This window comes from Qipengyuania sp. L-5Y (genome assembly GCF_056859455.1).
In genome coordinates, this window is the sequence record NZ_JBSXOM010000032.1 from 438,703 (window position 1) to 455,125 (window position 16,423).

Annotated in this window: 23 protein-coding genes; 17 read left to right on the forward strand and 6 right to left on the reverse strand. The window is 61.7% G+C overall.

The genetic code is table 11. From position 1 onward, the window contains the following. Nucleotides 1-12: 12 nt before the first annotated feature. On the reverse strand, nucleotides 13-1,005 hold the full coding sequence (gene cobS, locus AC13F2_RS15815; RefSeq protein WP_103024335.1) for a cobaltochelatase subunit CobS: 993 nt from the start codon (nucleotides 1,003-1,005) through the stop codon (nucleotides 13-15). Between the two features lie 107 nt (nucleotides 1,006-1,112). Here cobS and AC13F2_RS15820 point away from each other — a divergent pair, with 107 nt between their 5' ends. Next, nucleotides 1,113-1,958, forward strand: coding sequence for an oxygenase MpaB family protein (locus tag AC13F2_RS15820; protein WP_482964888.1), 846 nt, complete (start codon nucleotides 1,113-1,115; stop codon nucleotides 1,956-1,958). Between the two features lie 25 nt (nucleotides 1,959-1,983). Here AC13F2_RS15820 and AC13F2_RS15825 read toward each other — a convergent pair whose 3' ends face one another. The 3 genes from AC13F2_RS15825 to AC13F2_RS15835 all read right to left on the reverse strand — a co-directional run bounded on the left by AC13F2_RS15825 (nucleotide 1,984) and on the right by AC13F2_RS15835 (nucleotide 3,563). After that, complete coding sequence (locus AC13F2_RS15825) at nucleotides 1,984-2,643, reverse strand: hypothetical protein (RefSeq protein ID WP_482964887.1); 660 nt, start codon at nucleotides 2,641-2,643, stop codon at nucleotides 1,984-1,986. Next, nucleotides 2,640-2,846, reverse strand: coding sequence for a helix-turn-helix transcriptional regulator (locus tag AC13F2_RS15830; RefSeq protein ID WP_482964886.1), 207 nt, complete (start codon nucleotides 2,844-2,846; stop codon nucleotides 2,640-2,642). Before AC13F2_RS15830 ends, AC13F2_RS15825 begins: the two co-directional genes overlap by 4 nt. 114 nt (nucleotides 2,847-2,960) lie before the next feature. Beyond that, nucleotides 2,961-3,563 (reverse strand): winged helix-turn-helix transcriptional regulator, encoded by a 603-nt coding sequence (locus AC13F2_RS15835; protein WP_482964885.1) that lies wholly within the window; start codon nucleotides 3,561-3,563, stop codon nucleotides 2,961-2,963. Between the two features lie 320 nt (nucleotides 3,564-3,883). On the opposite strand from AC13F2_RS15835, the gene AC13F2_RS15840 reads away from it, so the two are divergent. From AC13F2_RS15840 to AC13F2_RS15880, 9 genes are all read left to right on the forward strand, one after another. Continuing rightward, nucleotides 3,884-4,609, forward strand: coding sequence for a DUF1428 domain-containing protein (locus AC13F2_RS15840; RefSeq protein WP_482964884.1), 726 nt, complete (start codon nucleotides 3,884-3,886; stop codon nucleotides 4,607-4,609). Between the two features lie 3 nt (nucleotides 4,610-4,612). Then, nucleotides 4,613-5,266, forward strand: a complete 654-nt coding sequence (locus AC13F2_RS15845) for a glutathione S-transferase family protein (RefSeq protein WP_482964883.1) — start codon at nucleotides 4,613-4,615, stop codon at nucleotides 5,264-5,266. Next, on the forward strand, nucleotides 5,259-6,035 hold the full coding sequence (locus AC13F2_RS15850; RefSeq protein WP_482964882.1) for a VOC family protein: 777 nt from the start codon (nucleotides 5,259-5,261) through the stop codon (nucleotides 6,033-6,035). The genes AC13F2_RS15845 and AC13F2_RS15850 overlap by 8 nt, the downstream gene beginning before the upstream one ends. Before the next feature lie 3 nt (nucleotides 6,036-6,038). Next, nucleotides 6,039-6,668: a glutathione S-transferase family protein gene (locus tag AC13F2_RS15855; protein ID WP_221598580.1), complete on the forward strand. Its 630-nt coding sequence runs from the start codon at nucleotides 6,039-6,041 to the stop codon at nucleotides 6,666-6,668. Beyond that, nucleotides 6,661-7,140, forward strand: a complete 480-nt coding sequence (locus tag AC13F2_RS15860) for a VOC family protein (RefSeq protein WP_482964881.1) — start codon at nucleotides 6,661-6,663, stop codon at nucleotides 7,138-7,140. The genes AC13F2_RS15855 and AC13F2_RS15860 overlap by 8 nt, the downstream gene beginning before the upstream one ends. A gap of 4 nt (nucleotides 7,141-7,144) precedes the next feature. Continuing rightward, nucleotides 7,145-7,819 carry a dihydrofolate reductase family protein gene (locus tag AC13F2_RS15865; RefSeq protein ID WP_482964880.1) on the forward strand — a complete coding sequence of 225 codons (675 nt, stop codon included), beginning with the start codon at nucleotides 7,145-7,147 and terminating at the stop codon, nucleotides 7,817-7,819. 206 nt (nucleotides 7,820-8,025) lie between these two features. Then, nucleotides 8,026-8,343, forward strand: coding sequence for a hypothetical protein (locus AC13F2_RS15870; protein ID WP_482964879.1), 318 nt, complete (start codon nucleotides 8,026-8,028; stop codon nucleotides 8,341-8,343). 172 nt (nucleotides 8,344-8,515) lie between these two features. Next, nucleotides 8,516-9,172 carry a hypothetical protein gene (locus AC13F2_RS15875; RefSeq protein ID WP_482964878.1) on the forward strand — a complete coding sequence of 219 codons (657 nt, stop codon included), beginning with the start codon at nucleotides 8,516-8,518 and terminating at the stop codon, nucleotides 9,170-9,172. Nucleotides 9,173-9,205: 33 nt separating this feature from the next. Beyond that, a complete protein-coding gene (locus AC13F2_RS15880) occupies nucleotides 9,206-9,904 on the forward strand; it encodes a glutathione S-transferase family protein (protein ID WP_482964877.1) in 699 nt (232 codons plus the stop codon). A 60-nt stretch (nucleotides 9,905-9,964) separates the two neighbouring features. Here the strand turns inward: AC13F2_RS15880 and AC13F2_RS15885 are convergent, their stop codons facing one another. After that, nucleotides 9,965-10,291: a hypothetical protein gene (locus AC13F2_RS15885; protein ID WP_482964876.1), complete on the reverse strand. Its 327-nt coding sequence runs from the start codon at nucleotides 10,289-10,291 to the stop codon at nucleotides 9,965-9,967. 101 nt (nucleotides 10,292-10,392) lie between these two features. On the opposite strand from AC13F2_RS15885, the gene AC13F2_RS15890 reads away from it, so the two are divergent. From AC13F2_RS15890 to AC13F2_RS15920, 7 genes are all read left to right on the forward strand, one after another. Further along, the gene (locus AC13F2_RS15890; protein WP_103024323.1) at nucleotides 10,393-10,593 is read left to right on the forward strand and encodes a hypothetical protein; all 201 of its coding nucleotides are present in this window, start codon (nucleotides 10,393-10,395) and stop codon (nucleotides 10,591-10,593) included. 88 nt (nucleotides 10,594-10,681) lie between these two features. Further along, nucleotides 10,682-11,050 (forward strand): cupin domain-containing protein, encoded by a 369-nt coding sequence (locus AC13F2_RS15895; RefSeq protein ID WP_482964875.1) that lies wholly within the window; start codon nucleotides 10,682-10,684, stop codon nucleotides 11,048-11,050. A 164-nt stretch (nucleotides 11,051-11,214) separates the two neighbouring features. Further along, nucleotides 11,215-11,373, forward strand: a complete 159-nt coding sequence (locus AC13F2_RS15900) for a hypothetical protein (protein WP_482970476.1) — start codon at nucleotides 11,215-11,217, stop codon at nucleotides 11,371-11,373. A 492-nt stretch (nucleotides 11,374-11,865) separates the two neighbouring features. After that, the gene (locus AC13F2_RS15905; protein ID WP_482964874.1) at nucleotides 11,866-12,540 is read left to right on the forward strand and encodes a hypothetical protein; all 675 of its coding nucleotides are present in this window, start codon (nucleotides 11,866-11,868) and stop codon (nucleotides 12,538-12,540) included. Between the two features lie 40 nt (nucleotides 12,541-12,580). Continuing rightward, the gene (locus AC13F2_RS15910) at nucleotides 12,581-13,354 is read left to right on the forward strand and encodes a hypothetical protein (protein WP_482964873.1); all 774 of its coding nucleotides are present in this window, start codon (nucleotides 12,581-12,583) and stop codon (nucleotides 13,352-13,354) included. A 247-nt stretch (nucleotides 13,355-13,601) separates the two neighbouring features. After that, nucleotides 13,602-13,814: a cold-shock protein gene (locus AC13F2_RS15915; protein WP_103024320.1), complete on the forward strand. Its 213-nt coding sequence runs from the start codon at nucleotides 13,602-13,604 to the stop codon at nucleotides 13,812-13,814. A 90-nt stretch (nucleotides 13,815-13,904) separates the two neighbouring features. After that, entirely contained in the window at nucleotides 13,905-14,120 is a 216-nt protein-coding gene (locus AC13F2_RS15920) for a hypothetical protein (protein ID WP_196845741.1), read from the forward strand. Nucleotides 14,121-14,201: 81 nt separating this feature from the next. Here AC13F2_RS15920 and AC13F2_RS15925 read toward each other — a convergent pair whose 3' ends face one another. Further along, a complete protein-coding gene (locus AC13F2_RS15925) occupies nucleotides 14,202-16,298 on the reverse strand; it encodes a malate synthase G (protein ID WP_482964872.1) in 2,097 nt (698 codons plus the stop codon). Nucleotides 16,299-16,423: the final 125 nt, after the last annotated feature.

The window sequence follows — 16,423 nt, forward strand, 5'->3', positions numbered from 1 at the left end:
GGGGGCGCAAGCTTAACTCTTGCCGACTACGCTTTCGGGCAGGTCCTCGCCGAAAACGCGCTGATAATATTCGGCCACCAGCATCCGTTCTTCCTCATCGCATTTGTTGAGGAAGCTGAGGCGAAAGGCGAGGCCGACATTCCTGAAGATCGCCGCATTCTCCGCCCAGGTTATGACGGTACGCGGGCTCATGACGGTCGAAATGTCGCCATTGATGAAGCCCTGCCGCGACAGGTCGGCAACCTTGATCATGTCGGCAACCAGCTTGGGATCGGTTTCGGGGTTCTTCGCCTCGACGATCTTCTGTTCGGTTTCGGCCGGCAGATAATTCAGCGCGACCACGATGTTCCAGCGGTCCATCTGCCCCTGGTTGATCTGCTGCGTGCCGTGATACAGGCCCGACGTGTCGCCGAGGCCAACCGTATTGGCGGTGGCGAACAGGCGGAAATTCGCATCGGGGCGGATCACGCGGTTCTGGTCGAGCAAGGTAAGTTTGCCCTGCTGTTCCAGCACGCGTTGGATCACGAACATCACATCCGGGCGGCCAGCGTCGTATTCGTCGAAGACCAGCGCGACCGGGTGCTGCAGCGCCCAGGGCAGCAGACCTTCGCGGAATTCGGTAACCTGCAGCCCGTCGCGCAGCACGATCGCATCGCGGCCGACCAGGTCGATACGGCTGATATGCGCATCGAGGTTGATGCGGATACAAGGCCAGTTGAGACGCGCGGCAACCTGCTCGATATGCGTCGACTTGCCCGTACCGTGATAGCCCTGCACCATCACGCGCCGATCATGTGCAAATCCGGCCAGGATCGCCAAGGTCGTGTCCGGGTCGAAAACATAGTTTTCGTCCAGATCGGGCGTGCGTTCGTCGGGCTTTGAAAACGCCGGAACCTGCCAGTCGATATCGATCCCGAAGGTTTCGCGAACGTCCACAGTAATGTCGGGCGCGGCGAGCACGGTTTTGGCGGATGCGTCGAAGGTCTTGTCGGTCATGTCATTCATCTTGTTGGCGGGTTAGACGGATGGATAGGTGGCTGCAAGCAACGAAATCGCTGTGGGCCCCAAGCCGCTCTCGACTCGCCGTCCGCCCCGCCGCATAATCGCCCGCGATGCCACCGACCCCGCTTTCCGAACGTCTGCGCCTCAAGCTGGTCGAGCGTATACGCGGCGTTTTCAACGATGTCGAAAGCGGCCAGCAGCCGGTGCCGACATCCGATGAAGCGCTGTTTCCAAAGGATTCGCCGATCCGGATGGTCCATGCCGACATCGTCGCCATGATGGTCGGCGGGGTGCGCGGACTGCTGCTGCAGATGCTCCACCCGCATGCGCTGCAGGGCGTGCTCGATCATTCGAACTTCCGCACGGACATGCACGGGCGCCTGCGCCGGACTGCGCGTTTCATCGCCGTGACGACCTTCGGCCATCGGGACGATGCGATGGCTGCGGTCGACCGCGTCAACCGCATTCACGCCAAGGTCGGCGGCACCCTGCCCGACGGCACGGCATACTCCGCTACCGATCCCCGCACGCTCGCCTGGGTCCATGTTGCGGAAGCGACCAGCTTTCTGGCAGCCTATCTGCGCCACGTCCGCCCCGACATGCCCGGCAGCGAACAGGATGAATATTACCGCCAGTTCGCTGTGATCGCCCGGGCTCTGGGCGCCGATCCGGTACCGATCGACCGGCGCGAGGCCGAAGCGATCTTTCGCGACCTGCGCACCGATCTCACCGCTTCGCCAGCTGCACGCGAAATCGCCCAACTGGTCCTGACGCAGAAGCCGCCAGGTTCGCCCCCTGCTGTTCAGGCCCTGCTGGGCGCAGAAGCGGTTGCCCTCTTGCCCCCGTTTGCGCGATCGATGCTTGCGCTGGAACGTCCAGGCCTTGCCGCCATCCCTGCCCGCGCTGCGACCTGGGGCATGGGCAAGACCCTGCGCTGGGCTTTCCGCCAGAATTGAGAAGGCTGGCCTTCTGTTGAGGCGCTCACCTCATGCCGAGCATCCCGCGTTTTGCGCATACGCCGAAAGTGGCGATGATCAGTATGGCCCAGAACAGCGTCAGAATGTCGATCATCTGGGGCTGCGGCATAAAACCGAAGATCGAAAACGCCGCCCAGCCGCCTATGAAAAGCAAGACGAGGTAAAAGGCGGTAGATCCTGCCTGACGCGAAACCGTGCGCATCAATTCATCGGAATGTTTCATCGATCGCACGGATGCAAGCGTCGCGATCACGAGGAGGACACCTGCCGCGACAGCGCCTGCCATGGGCGCCAGCACAGCACCGGGACCGGTCAAGGCGAGAACTGCGAGCACCCCGCCAAAGGCTAGGCTTCCAATTCCGTTAGCCAAAAGGCTTTGCTTCATTTCACGCAATTCCTCGGCATCCTGAACGTTGAGGAATCGCGCTCCAAGGCGCGGCGACAATGCACCGAAGCCAACGAGCACGCCCATGAAGGCATACAGCATCGCCACCAGCAATGCGATCTCGCGCGAAGGGCCGAGCGAGCCTAGCGCACCGCTATCGATGAGCGTCATCAGTCCAAGCGCCCCGAAAAAGCCGGTCAGCGCGCCGCCGCCGATCATCAGCGCAAGTTTACGCCCCTTGTGCGGGGGCTGGGAAAGGTCTGTCGATGCAGTGTTCATGGCTGTGGCTCCCAGTCGTCGATGAATAGTTCGGGCACCGGCACGCCGAACAGTTTCGACATGCGCAGCGCCAGAGGCAGGGATGGATCGTATTTGTCGGTTTCGACCGCATTGATCGTCTGCCGGGACACACCCAGCCGGCGCGCGAGTTCACCCTGGCTCCAGCCCTGTGTTTCGCGAAATTCCTTCAAGCGGTTTTTCAACGACTCATCCTTCTGCCTGACAAGAGCTCTTTACTGTAAAGACTTCTTGTCAGTCAAGACCTCTTTACAGATGCAGGAGTCATCAGGCCCCCATCTTTTTTCAGGGAAAGGGGATCAGCCGATCTTCTCGGGCAGTTCGAATATGTCCATGAACCGCTCCGCCAATTCGGGATCGCCATCCAGACGGATGCCCACGTCGGCCAGTGGCATGCCGACATAGAATGCCCCGGCCAGCGCCGGCCCGTCGGGCGCATGGAAGACCACTTCGCACCCGTCCGCATCGGTCCGGGAGACCGCCATGGCACCGTCTTTCAGATCGGCAACCAAGCTCACATCCGGGAACTTGAAACCCACTCGCATCGCCAGTCCAGCGGCCCTGTCCTTGTCGAACATCGTGCGGAGCGACAGCAGGAAGCTGGTGGGCGAGAGCGGCAACGTCGGGTCGTGCTGCGAAGATTGCGCGGCCCAGCGCCCCAGTTCCTGGATTAGCGGTTCGGCCGCGTAGCCCCATCGGGTCAGCTCATAGACTCGCGCGCTCGACGGCGCTGGCAGAGTACGATGGACCAGAACACCCGCCCCCTCGAGCTTTTCCAGCCGCTCGGTAAGCACTTTGGCCGAAATACCGGGCAGATTGGCGCGAAGGGCGGAAAACCGCAGTGCGCCGAACATCAATTCCCTTACGATCAGCAACGACCACCGTTCACCGACCAGTTCCATTCCGAACGCCGTGCCGCAGGCGTCATTATACCACCTTCCATGCACATCGGCATCCGTCCGACGCGGTTTAGTTTCTTTTTGTAACTTCATAGTTGCTTTTAGTAACCCACAGGTGCACCAATCGCAAGTCGCGAGTCGGCCAGAGAGGGAGAGGCATCGATGACCCGGAGGAAATTCGCAGAGCTGCCAGACGGGCGCGTCGCGCGACCCTGTTCCAGGCGCCCCCGCACTCTTGGAATAGTCGCGCATGAGGGGCCGTCCGCCAAACCATAGCCAACGATAATAAACGGCCCCGCGCCCCATCCCCGAGGAGAGAGATGATGAGTTATTTCGACGGTTTCGTGCTTGCAGTGCCCACCGCCCACAAAGACAAGTTCATCGCCCACGCCACGCTGGGCGACGCCGTGTTTCAGGATGAAGGGGCCCTTCGCATCGTGGAAGCCTGGGGCGACGATGTGCCCAAGGGAAAGGTCACCGATTTCCAGGGCGCCGTGCAGGCAAAGGACGACGAGACGATCGTCTTCGCGTGGGTCGAATGGCCCGACAAGGCCCACCGTGACGATGTGATGGCGCGTTCGGAAGAGTGGATGGCGGATCCGCGCATGGATCCCGAAAACAACCCCATGCCCTTTGATGGCAAGCGGATGATCTACGGCGGCTTCGACACACTGGTCGACGAAGGCGATGGCGGCGGCGACTATGCCGATGGTTATCTCGTCCCCGTGCCCGAAGCGCGCAAGGAGGATTACCGCGCGCTCGCCGCAAAGATGGCGCCCGTCTTCCGCGGCTATGGCGCCACCCGCGTGGTCGAGGCGTGGGGCGACGATCTGCCCGACGGCAAGCTCACCGATTTCCGCCGCGCCGTTAAGGCGGAAGATGGCGAGAACGTCGTCTTCTCCTTCGTGGAATGGCCCGACAAGGCGACCCGGGATGCCGGCTGGGCCAAGATGATGGAGGAGGATGACCCCGGCGGTGACATGCCATTCGACGGAAAACGCATGTTCTGGGGCGGTTTCCGGCCCGTAGTCGACCTGCAGGCCCGCTGACACATGGCCGATCCCGTCACCATCTGGACGCTCGACTGGGTGCCCGAAACGCCGCGCGGCTTCGTGCGCGACCTGCGGCTGCGCTGGGCGTGCGAGGAGGCTGGCCTTCCCTATCGCATCACCACCGTTGCGTTCGACGATCGCGAAACCAACCACCTCGACCGCCAGCCCTTCGGCCAGGTACCGATGCTGGAGGACGGCGATCTGCGCCTGTTCGAAAGCGGGGCCTGCGTCATCCACCTCGCCCGCAAGGGCGGCATGCTGATCCCGGCCGATCCCAAGGCCGAGATCGAGGTTCTCCAGTGGATCATGGCCGCGCTCAATTCGATCGAGGTGGTGACCATGCCGTGGGTGGTGCTCACATGGTCGGACGAGGAATTCGTCGGCATCACCGGCTGGCTCGACAAGCGGCTGGCGCAGATCGAAGCCGTGCTGGCCGAACGCGAATGGCTGGTGGGCAACACCTTCACTGCCGCCGACCTCATCATGGCCGACGTGCTGCGCGTCGATCTGGTGCGCAAGCACGGCGATCGGCCGGCAAGCGAAACCTATGTCCGCCGCGTCACCGACCGTCCCGCCTTCCGCAAGGCGCATGCCGACCAGCTGGCCCATTTCGCGGTCGCCGATGTAAACCGAGAGGAGAAGTCCGATGGCTGACAATCAGGGTGATTTCGTCTGGTACGAACTGATGACCAGCAATGCGGATGCCGCGCAGGCATTCTACGAACCGCTGCTGGGGTGGAAATTCGCCGGCAGCGGCATGTCCGACATGGATTACCGGCTTGGCAGCGCCAACGGCGTGGAGGTAGTCGGCCTGCTCGAACTGACGCAGGACATGATCGGCGGCGGCGCACGGCCGGCGTGGATCGGCTACATCGCGGTCGCCGATATCGACGCCGCGCTGACTAGGCTCAAGGAACAGGGCGGCCAGCTGTTCATGGGGCCCAACCGTCTCGAAGGCGTCGGCCGCATGGCCATGGTCGCCGATCCGCAAGGTGCGCCCTTCTATCTCATGCAGCCCGAAGGCGAAGCCAGCCAGTCCTTCGCCAAATACGAACCGCGCCCTGGCCATTGCGCGTGGAACGAACTGATGAGCGGCGATCGGCAGGGCGCGCACGAATTCTACACCGGCCTGTTTGGCTGGGAGAAGGCCGACAGCATGGATATGGGCGAGATGGGATCCTACGACATGTACCGCACCGGCGATTACATGCTGGGTGCGATCATGCAGAAACCGGACGACATGCCCGCCAGCCTGTGGAGCTATTACTTCCGCGTTCCCGAGATTGAGCCTGCGGCAGACTATGTGCGGTCCAACGGCGGGCAGGTGATCAACGGTCCGATGGAAATCCCGGGCGGCGAACACGTGTTCAACGCCATCGACCCGCAAGGCGCGATGTTCAGCCTCATCGGCAAAGGAGCTTAAGCCATGGCAGACTACACCCTTTTCACCAATCCGATGAGCCGCGGCCAGATCGCGCGCTGGGCGCTGCACGAGGCGGGCGCCGATTACGATACCCAGCTCGTCGAATGGGACGACAGGCCGCAGGCCCTGCTGGATGCCAACCCGATGGGCAAGATCCCCACCCTCATTCACCACCACAACGGGCATGATCACGTCATCACCGAATGCGCGGCGATCTGCCATTACCTGGGCGCGATGCAGGCCCCCGAACTGACCCCGAAGGCGGAAGAGACGGCGGATTATTTTCGCTATTTCTTCTTCGTCGCCGGCCCGGCCGAACAGGCCATCACCACGCGCGCCATGGGCTGGTCTGCCGAGGATCCGCAAAAGCAGATGATGCTCGGCTACGGCACCTTCGACAAGGCGATGGACACGTTCGAAACGCTGATGACGGGCCGCGATTATGTCTGCGGCGACCGCTTCACCATGGCCGATGTCTATGTCGGCAGCCAGGTCGACTGGGGACTGACCTTCGGGTCGATGCCCAGCCGACCCGCGTTCGAGGATTACGCCGCCCGCCTGCGCGAACGCCCGGCCTACAAGGAAGCCAAGGCCATCGACGCCAGACTGATCGAGGAGCGGCAGAATGGCTGACAAGCTCACCACCGTCCTTTGGTTCGACGGCGATGCCGAGGAAGCGGCACGCTTCTACGCCGATACCTTCCCCGACAGCGCCGTGGGGGCGATCTTTCGCGCACCGTCCGATTTCCCCGGCGGGAAACAGGGCGATGCGCTGACGGTAGAATTCACCGTCTGCGGCCGCGCGTTTTCCGGCCTCAACGGCGGCGACATGTTCGAGCCCAACGAAAGCGTCAGCTTCATGGTGGTGACCGAGGACCAGGCCGAAACCGACCGCTACTGGGATGCCATCACCGGCAATGGCGGCCAGGAAAGCGCCTGCGGCTGGTGCAAGGACAAATGGGGGTTCAGCTGGCAGATCACCCCGCGCACCCTGCTGCAATCGCAGGCCGCGGGCGGCGAGGAAGCACGCCGCGCCTTCGAAGCCATGATGACCATGCACAAGATCGACGTCGCCGCCATCGATGCGGCACGCAAGGGGGACTGATCCGATGACACGCAAACTGACCGGCGCCGCCTTTGTCTCGCTCGACGGGGTGATGCAGGCCCCCGGCGGCCCGACCGAAGATCCAACCGGCGGGTTCGACGAAAGCGGCTGGGTCTTCCGCATGGACGACGACGGCATCAACGATACGCTCGGCGCGCTGTTCGGTGCGCCCTACGATCTGCTGCTGGGGCGCCGCACCTACGATATCTTCGCGGCCTACTGGCCCTATGTCGAAGGCGAGAATGCCTTCATGGGCGAATCGCTGACGCAGGCGGGCAAATACGTTCTCACCAGCAGCGACGCGCCGCTCGAATGGGAAAACTCGCACCGCCTGTCGGCCATCGACGAGGTGCCCGCCCTCAAACAAAGCGACGGCCCCGACCTGCTGATCCAGGGTTCGAGCACGCTCTATCCGCAATTGCTGGATGCGGGCCTGCTTGACCGGCTGGTGCTGATGACCTTCCCCATCGTGCTGGGCAAGGGCAAGCGCCTGCTCGATGGCGCAATGTCCGCCGGCAAGCTCAAGCTGGTCGACCACCGCGTCACGGGCAAAGGAACCGTCATCACCACCTACGAGCCGGACGGCACCATTCCGCCCATGCCCGCCAACGCCCCCGAACCTGCCACCAGCGAGCGCGAGATGGCGCGGCGGGCGCGGATCGAGGCAGGAACCTGGTGATGCCGGCGCTCTACGGCCACCGCTTTTCCTCGCAGGCTCGGAGACCGTCGGAAAGCAACCGACTATCGGAGGATGCAAATGGCTGGCCGCGAAGAAAGCGTCTGCAAATCGCTAAGAAATGATAAAAGCAGACAATCCGCTAACGACCCCATTGCGGACATAACTTGAGTAGCTAAAGTTACTCGGAAGGAGAAGGATTGGTGAGCTTGGCGCGGATCATCACATTTCGGAATTTCGCAGTAGCTGTCGGGCTTTGCTTGACTGCATCTGCTACCTTGGCGCTAGTTCCTCTTGTCAATCCGCGCGCGCCGCTCTTTCCGTTCATTGCTGCCAATTGGGTGCTCTGGATGATCGTAGCGGGTGTTTTTCGTCGCTCTAAAGCGGAATGGGTCACACCAGCGGAAAGCGTTTGGTGGGATAGACTTACATCGATCGCGCTAGTTTCCTTCACCTTAGCGGGCTTCTTTGCATTGTATCACGGTGAAGCCCTCATTCGTGCCGGAGATTTAGCTCAATTACTTTGAGCCAATCGCCTCGGGTGGCGCAACGACCGCTTCCCACCCCTAATCGGACAATTGACTGTGTTTCTCAAATTCCCAAGAGCAGTCATTCACGACTGACTTTGCGCATACAACTCTACGGGATTGCTCGCAGGCCGAGAGACCGTCCGCAAGCAACCACTATCGGAGGATGCAAATGGCTGGCCGCAAAGAAAACGTCTGCAGATCGCTAGGACATGATAAAAGCAGACAATCTGCTTGCGACCCAGTTGCGGACATTCAGGATTTTACTATCCTGACTCTGATGAGACCCGCTTTTCTCCTTGCGAGTATCGCACTTTGTGCAGCCGGATGTTCTGCCCCAAACTTGCTGGGCGAGGAAGTCTGGACCGATGAGCGGCTCGCGCAGGCCGATGTAGGATTCGGTTGGAACTTCGAAGTAGAAAGCGTGGAGGCTGCCTCTCGGAACCTCGATGTCTTAATTTACCCCGACAACACCTATCAGATTGAGATCAACGAATACCGAAAGGAAGCGCCACTAGAAACTCTCAGTCGGGTCGAGGGCAAGCTTGCTCCAGCGACTGCCGCTCGATTACGCCGCAGTCTAGCGCGTCTTCGTTCGGGTAACGCAGAAGACATCTTCACTTCCATGCCCGGATGCCCCGAGTGGTCTCATCCGGCTATCGAATACTACGTGGCTTTCGAAATTGACGAAAAACCCGCTTTGACCGTGCTTGATCTCCGCTGCGAGACGCCCGAGACCGTTGAAGGGCGTCAAATAATTTCAGAGGCGATGGCGGCATTTCCACAAGTGGATCGCAAAAGAGTGTTGGCTGGATCGATTAAACTCTGACGTCCGCTTTCCACCCCAATTTCGGACAATTGATTGTGGTTCTCAGATTCCCAAGAGCAGTCATTCACAACTGATTTTGCGCATACAACTCTACGGGATTGCTCCTACACGTGGAAAGCGCTGATCCCGCTCTACGCCAACGGCACAGAATTCGAATTTCGCGATGTCGATCCGGGCGCGCCCGATGGCCCGGCCAACATGGATTTCGTGCGCAAGGCCCACCCCGCGGGAAAATTCCCGGTGCTAGCGGACGGCGATGCCACCGTTATCGAGGCGACCGCGATCGTCGAACACCTCGCCGTGCACCACCCTGGCCCGGCCCCGCTCATCCCCGCCGATCCGGCAGAGGCCGCCGTCGCCCGGATGGTGGACCGGGTGTTCGACAATTACGTGATGGGCACCGCGCAGCTCGTCGTGAACGCCTATATCGCCGATGCGCAGAACCCCGATCCGGAGCAGCTCGACCTCGGACGCACCGGCCTGCTGCGCGCCTATCGCTGGCTCGAAGGCTGGCTGGCCGACCACAGCCTGCCGCCCCACGTCAGCCTCGTCACCTGTGCTGCAGCACCCGCGCTATTCTATGCCGACTGGGTGGAGCGCGTCCCAGAAGACTGCCCCCGCGTTACCGCCCTGCGCGCGGAAATCCTCGCCCTGCCGCCGGTCGCCCGCTGCATCGACGACGCACGCCCCTACCGCCACTATTTCCCCCTCGGCGCACCCGATCGGGACTGACCGCATTCGAACGTTCCGTACCGGAAGCAGCGGGGCAGATAACGACCCCATTGCGGACTTTCACTCGACGGGTGATGGCCAGCATTCCATACGCGTGTTGTCGGTCGAGTTCATTCCCCGTATTACAAAGTCAGGCAGTTGTTGCAGTCGAGCCAGGACCTCCGTCTCGCCGGTCGCCATCTGAGGAAAAGCGACCTTTGTTTGGCCGGTGTTGTCGTTGAGAAGCCACCAAACGTCTGCTCCCCAAGGGCCATCATCTTTGGTCTCTACATAAACAGCAGCAAGGTCTGTCATCTTGATGCGCTGCTCGGCCTGCTTGGGCGCTCGACAGACAATCTCATCGTCGGCTGTCACTTCGACCACGAATTGCGCTTCAGGATGCTTCATTCGAGCACGATGCCTTCAAGAAGGGTCTAGCGCAATGTCACCTTTCGACCCCCAAAGCAGTCGCTCTTGTGTAACGAGAAATACTATTTTATTTTGTGCGAATGGATCAGGAAAAGCGCGAGCTTCGTCATCAGTTGAAGAATGCCGAGCAGGAAAAACTCGCGCTTAAAGGCTTGGTGAAACGAGCCGCAGACGAGCTCGATGATCTGGCAGAAGCAGATTGCTCGGAAGAGGCCATTGATAGCGCAAAGGCGCAGGCTGAGCGGTTTCGAAAGGTCATCGGCTCCAAAGCTGAGCAGTGACAGCCTACCTGCTGCCGCAAGACCGGCGTGCATGATCTAGAGCCAGGGCGCGACCCGGTTTCGACCCTGCGTAATCCTGGAGGTTTGAATGCTATCGCCAACAACGCTTGCCGCCGCATTCGACCGGGTGTCGGAATACTGGTCCCCCAAGGTGATCGGTCAGGTCAACGATCAGCTTCTCAAGGTCGCAAAGCTCAAGGGCGAATTCGTGTGGCATGCGCACGAGGGGCAGGACGAGCTCTTTTACATCGTCAAAGGATCGCTTCGAATTGAGTTTGAGGACGAAGCCGTCGATCTCGAGCAGGGCGACTTCCTGACCGTACCCAGCGGCGTCCGCCACAATCCTGTCGCACGAGACGAATGCTGGGTGCTGCTGATCGAGCCAGCCGCAACAAAGCATACTGGTGAAGAGATCACATCGCGCACCCGCAGCCTGGAGGAACAGCTCGGCCAATAGCCGTACGGCTGCCTACTCCGTCCCACACCCGCCCTCGTCATTCCAGCGCAGGCGGGAATCCAGCCCGGCCCGGCGCGTCATCGCCCTCTCGCCGATGACTGCAGCGATGCCCGCCACCAGCCGTAGGACCCCCTCTCGAACAATCCTATTTCTGCTCTAAATACTTGACTTTCATACGCCTTTTCGGCATAGACCCCGCCGGATCGGGAGGGCGCGAAAGCTGGTGCACCCCCTTCCTTGCCCCCATGGCCCGCGACGGCGGTGTCCGGAAGGACGACGCGGCCGGTGCGAAAGGCGCGGGCGTCCAGATCGGGATCGGATGACCTTATCCGGATCGCAAGGACACCTCTCCTCCTTCACCGGATGCGGCAGGCAGTACGATAGCGGTTGCGGGGCCCTTTCGCCCGCACGGACAGCGGCAGGGGCTCACGCTTCATCAGGCGAACCCTCCCCGTCGCACCGATTGCCCATGTCGCACTCGAGTATAATCGGGGTTCAGGTTCGTGTTCATGCCCTGCCGCCTCAAGGCTCCGGCAGTGCATGAAATATCCGTGCGATGCGGCTTTACCGCCCCTTCGCACGAGGCCCGGCAGGCAGCCACGCGAACCGCGCCGATACTACCCGGCCACCGCCATCCCGCTCCCGGGCTACGCCGCGCGTCTCGCGCAAGGTTCGCCCCGGCCGCGTGATCTTGTTTTGTAGGCATTACAGTCCGGGCTCGCCGCCGGATGTTTTCGTGTGTGCGGAAACAACCTCATTGCCGCGCCGCTCGAAATTCGCGCATAAGGAACCTCTATCACATGCGGGAGGCGCCTATGCATTTCATGCAGCTTCTGAAGTCGCTCGATGAACTTCTCTACGAAGTCATGAGCTGGCTGGTCTTCTTCCCGCTCACGCTCTGGCGAACACTTACGCAGCCCATCACGATGATGGAGTATGCGGACAGCGAACTGCATGATCCCGAAGAACAGCAGTATGAGGATGCGCTCAGTCCACCACTGTTCCTGCTTCTCGCGATACTGATCACCCAGGCCATTTCCATGTCGGTCGACTCCGGCACGAACACGTTCGTCGCGGATCAGGCGGGCCTGGCGAGCCTGATCCAGGACGATACCTCGTTCCTGCTCCTGCGTCTGGCCGTCTTCTCGCTCATTCCGATGGCCTTTGCCGTAAGCCAGGTCGGCGGGCGGAAAAGGCGGATGACCCGCAAGGGCCTTCAGGCTCCCTTCTATGCACAATGCTACCCCGTGGCTGCCCTGGCGCTGACGCTGGGCGTGTGCACCTCCATACTCTCGTCGAACACTGGCGAGGGGCCAAGACTGGCCGCGCAGCTTCTGATTGTCGTTGCGCTACTGCTGTTCCTGGCGCTTGAAATCCGCTGGCTGCGCCGGCGCCTACATTGTGGGTGGCTCAAGGCCACCGGGCGAGCGGCAGCCGCTTTCGCCGTAGGTATTCGCACTGCCATCGGGCTGGCTTGGCTTTTCACCTAGTGGTGATACACTTTCGCGGTCATCGTGACAGGAGATGCGCATGCGACTCGCAATTGCATTTGTCTCGCTATCGGCGCTTGTGTCGGCTCAACCCAGCCAGGCTCAGGCTCCTCCCGACATTGCCGATCTGGTCGGCGCTCGCGCAGCAGGTGGGGAGACGCAGCTGGAAGCGCGCGGCTACGATTACGTGCGCGGTCAGACAGGTGACGATCGCGTGTGGACCTATTGGTGGAACCCACGAACGCAGGTTTGCATAACGGTATCGACGGTCAACGGTCGCTACGAGGCAATCACCCCCTCGCCCGCGCCGGATTGCGGCCAGGCCCAGGCTCGCCCGACCACTCTTCCGGACAGACCGGTCCGCCCCATGCCAGTTCCCTCCAATCCGGATGCAGCGGCTTCGAACCTCGGCCTGATATGCTTCGGCGAAGGCCAGCGGCCGCAGCTCGCGACGAAGTACGGCTACACCTGGGACGACAAGAAGGAGCGTTATACCTACGGCAATCGCACGGAACTCGCCGCAGAAGACTTCGATGCATCCGTGAGTATCCAGTTGTGGGACGGGGGCGGCCGGATCCGGCTTCCCAAGAAACTCATCCCGCCGCTCCACTCGCGCGGTCAGGATGGCTGGTGGAACCTCGACGCGGTCGTCGCCACGCGCGACACGATCACGGCGCAATATCGTCTCAACGGGCTCAACAAGCCCAGGCTTTCGATCGACCGCAGAAGCGGACGCATCTCGATCCGGGGGGCCTCCGATTATGCTTTTTCCGGGACTTGCGACACGGTGGATAGCGAGCAGCGGCGCTTCTGACGGCTGCTCCTGTCCCGCCGCCGATCCAGGCCCGGGAATTGAAAATTAGGTAATCCGGCCCGCCCGTGCTACAACGCAGTTGCTGACGTCGAATTATGCGACGGACTTCGGATTTTGACGACCGCCGCTTGCTTTCGATAGCCCCGGCGCAAACCAGACGACGACTTCCTTTCATCGGACGATTCTAAGCACGACCTTGCCGCATGCTGCGGCGGGGCAACCCCATGCGTTCTTGAAAGGAACTATCATGAGCAAGACCGGAACCGTAAAATTCTTCAACACCGACAAGGGCTATGGCTTCATCCAGCCCGACGACGGTTCGGACGACAGCTTCGTTCACATCAGCGCCGTACAGGCTGCTGGCATGAACTCGCTCGATAAGGACCAGCGCCTTAATTACGAAGTCGAAACCGGCCGTAATGGCAAGGCCAGTGCGATCAATCTGTCGGCTGCCGACTAAGCACCTGCCAAGGTCTCTTCCGCGTGCTCGTGCGACCCTGCACGCGGAAGGGGCACCCTACCCGATGACCACACTTTGCGGAGCGCTATCATGAGCCAGACATTCGAATTCTACGATACCCGTGCCCGCGAAGCTGCCGTCGAAGCAGAAGCGGCCACGCTCGACAACGTCAAGGAACGCAGCCTTCGCGCTGAAAAGACCTGGCGCGGCTTGGCCAATCAGGCCCGCAAGGTGAAAGCGGACCGCGAAAGGCACGAGAGCGAACGCCTCGCCGCCCGCCAGCTGGCCGAAAGCGCCAGCCAGTAACAGGCGCCCTATCGGGCCGGAGCGCGTCAGCTGGAAGCTTTGCTCCGGCATACGGTCCGCCCCGTTAGCCGACGTTAGCGTCTACCCCGACGCTTTCGCTTTCCGGCGCCAGGCATGCAGCAGCGGTTCGGTGTAACCGCTCGGCTGCTCGACACCCTTGAAGATCAGATCCTTCGCCGCGCTGAAAGCGGGACCGTCCTCGTTTTCCAGCAGCGGCCGGTAGAAGGGATCGCCAGCATTCTGGCCGTCGACCTTGGCGGCCATGCGGCGCAGGCTGTCCATCACCTGCTCTTCGGAAATCACGCCGTGCAGCAGCCAGTTGGCGATATGCTGGCTGGAAATGCGCAGCGTCGCGCGGTCTTCCATCAGGCCGACATCGTTGATGTCCGGGACCTTGGAACAGCCGACGCCCTGATCGATCCAGCGCACCACATAGCCCAGCAATCCCTGGCAATTATTGTCCAGTTCCTCTCGGATTTCGTCCTGCGACCAGTTCGTGCCGTCCGCCAGCGGAATGGTCAGCAGCTCGTCCAGCTTTGCCGCGGCGGGCAGGCCCTTCTGTATCTCGAACACGTCCTCGCGGTGATAATGGATCGCGTGCAGCGTCGCGGCGGTCGGGCTCGGCACCCAGGCCGTGTTCGCCCCGGCGCGCAAATGCCCGATCTTCTCGATCATCATTTGCCCCATCAGATCGGGCGCGGCCCACATGCCCTTGCCGATCTGTGCCCTGCCCGACAGGCCGCATGCCAGACCGATCCCGACATTGCGCGCCTCATAGGCCTTGAGCCAGGCGGAGTTCTTCATTTCGCCCTTGCGCATCATCGGCCCCGCCCGCATTGAGGTATGGATTTCGTCGCCCGTGCGGTCGAGGAAGCCTGTGTTGATGAAGACGATCCGGTCCTTCACCGCATGGATGCAGGCGGCGAGATTGGCCGATGTGCGCCGTTCCTCGTCCATCACGCCGACCTTGATCGTGTGCCGTTCAAGCCCCAGCAAATCCTCCACCGCATCGAACAGATCGTTGGTGAAAGCGCATTCTTCCGGCCCATGCATCTTGGGCTTCACGATGTAGATGCTGCCGCACCGCGAATTGCCATGGCGGCCCAGCTTTGCCACGTCCTGCGCGCCGATCGCGCTGGTGACGACGGCATCCATGATGCCTTCGGGGATTTCCTTCCCGTCCCAGCGCATCGCCGGGTTGGTCATCAGATGCCCGACATTGCGCACGAACATCAGGCTGCGGCCGGGCAGCGAATGCTGCGCTCCCTTGTCGTCGGTCCAGACCAGATCGCTGGCGAGTTCGCGCGTGACGGTGCGCCCGCCTTTTTCGAAACTTTCGGACAGGTCGCCGCGCATGATGCCCAGCCAGTTGCGATAGGCGACGAGCTTGTCCTCGGCATCCACTGCCGCGACCGAGTCCTCGCAATCCGCGATCGTCGTCAGCGCCGCTTCGAAAACGATATCCGCAATGCCGAGCCGGTCCGTCTTGCCGACCTGGCTGTCGGGGTCGACGACCAGTTCGATATGCAGCCCATTGTGCCGGAACAGCGGCCCACGATCCGTCCTGCCGATGTGCTGTGCCGGATCGGCGAGTTCGATGGCATCGAGGTCTGCGAGATCGGACCAGTCACCGCTGGCGAGCGGCACGATCTCGTCGAGCAGCCTGCGCCCTTCGGCAATCACCGCAGCGCCGCGCTCCTTGTCGTAGCCGCCCGGCTTCGCAGGCGGCGCATCCAGGACGTCGGTACCGTAAAGCGCATCGTACAGGCTGCCCCAGCGCGCATTGGCGGCATTGAGCAGGAAGCGCGCATTGAGGATCGGAACCACCAGCTGCGGCCCCGCCATGGTCGCGATCTCGGGATCGACGTTCTGCGTGCCGATGGTGAAATCACCCGGTTCGGGGACGAGATAGCCGATCTCCTGCAGGAATGCGCGATAGGCGCCGCTATCGTGCGGCTTGCCCGCATGCTCGCCGTGCCAGGCATCGATCTGCGCCTGCAAATCCTCGCGCCTGGCAAGCAAAGCGGCGTTGCGCGGCGCGAATTCCTCCAGCAGCGCGGCAAAGCCCTGCCAGAACCCGTCGACATTGCGGCTCAGCGGGCCCAGCACTTCGGTTTCGATGAAATCGGCAAGCTTGGGGTCGGCTTCGATCCCGGCGCGCGTTACGTATTGTGTCATGAAACTCCTCGGGGGCAGATGCAGTCGTGGCAATGTCGGACCCGGGGAGGAACGGCACGGTCTATGCCGCCAGCCGTTGATCAATGCAAGGCGCGGGGTGGACTCGGGCTTGCTCGGGATTAAGG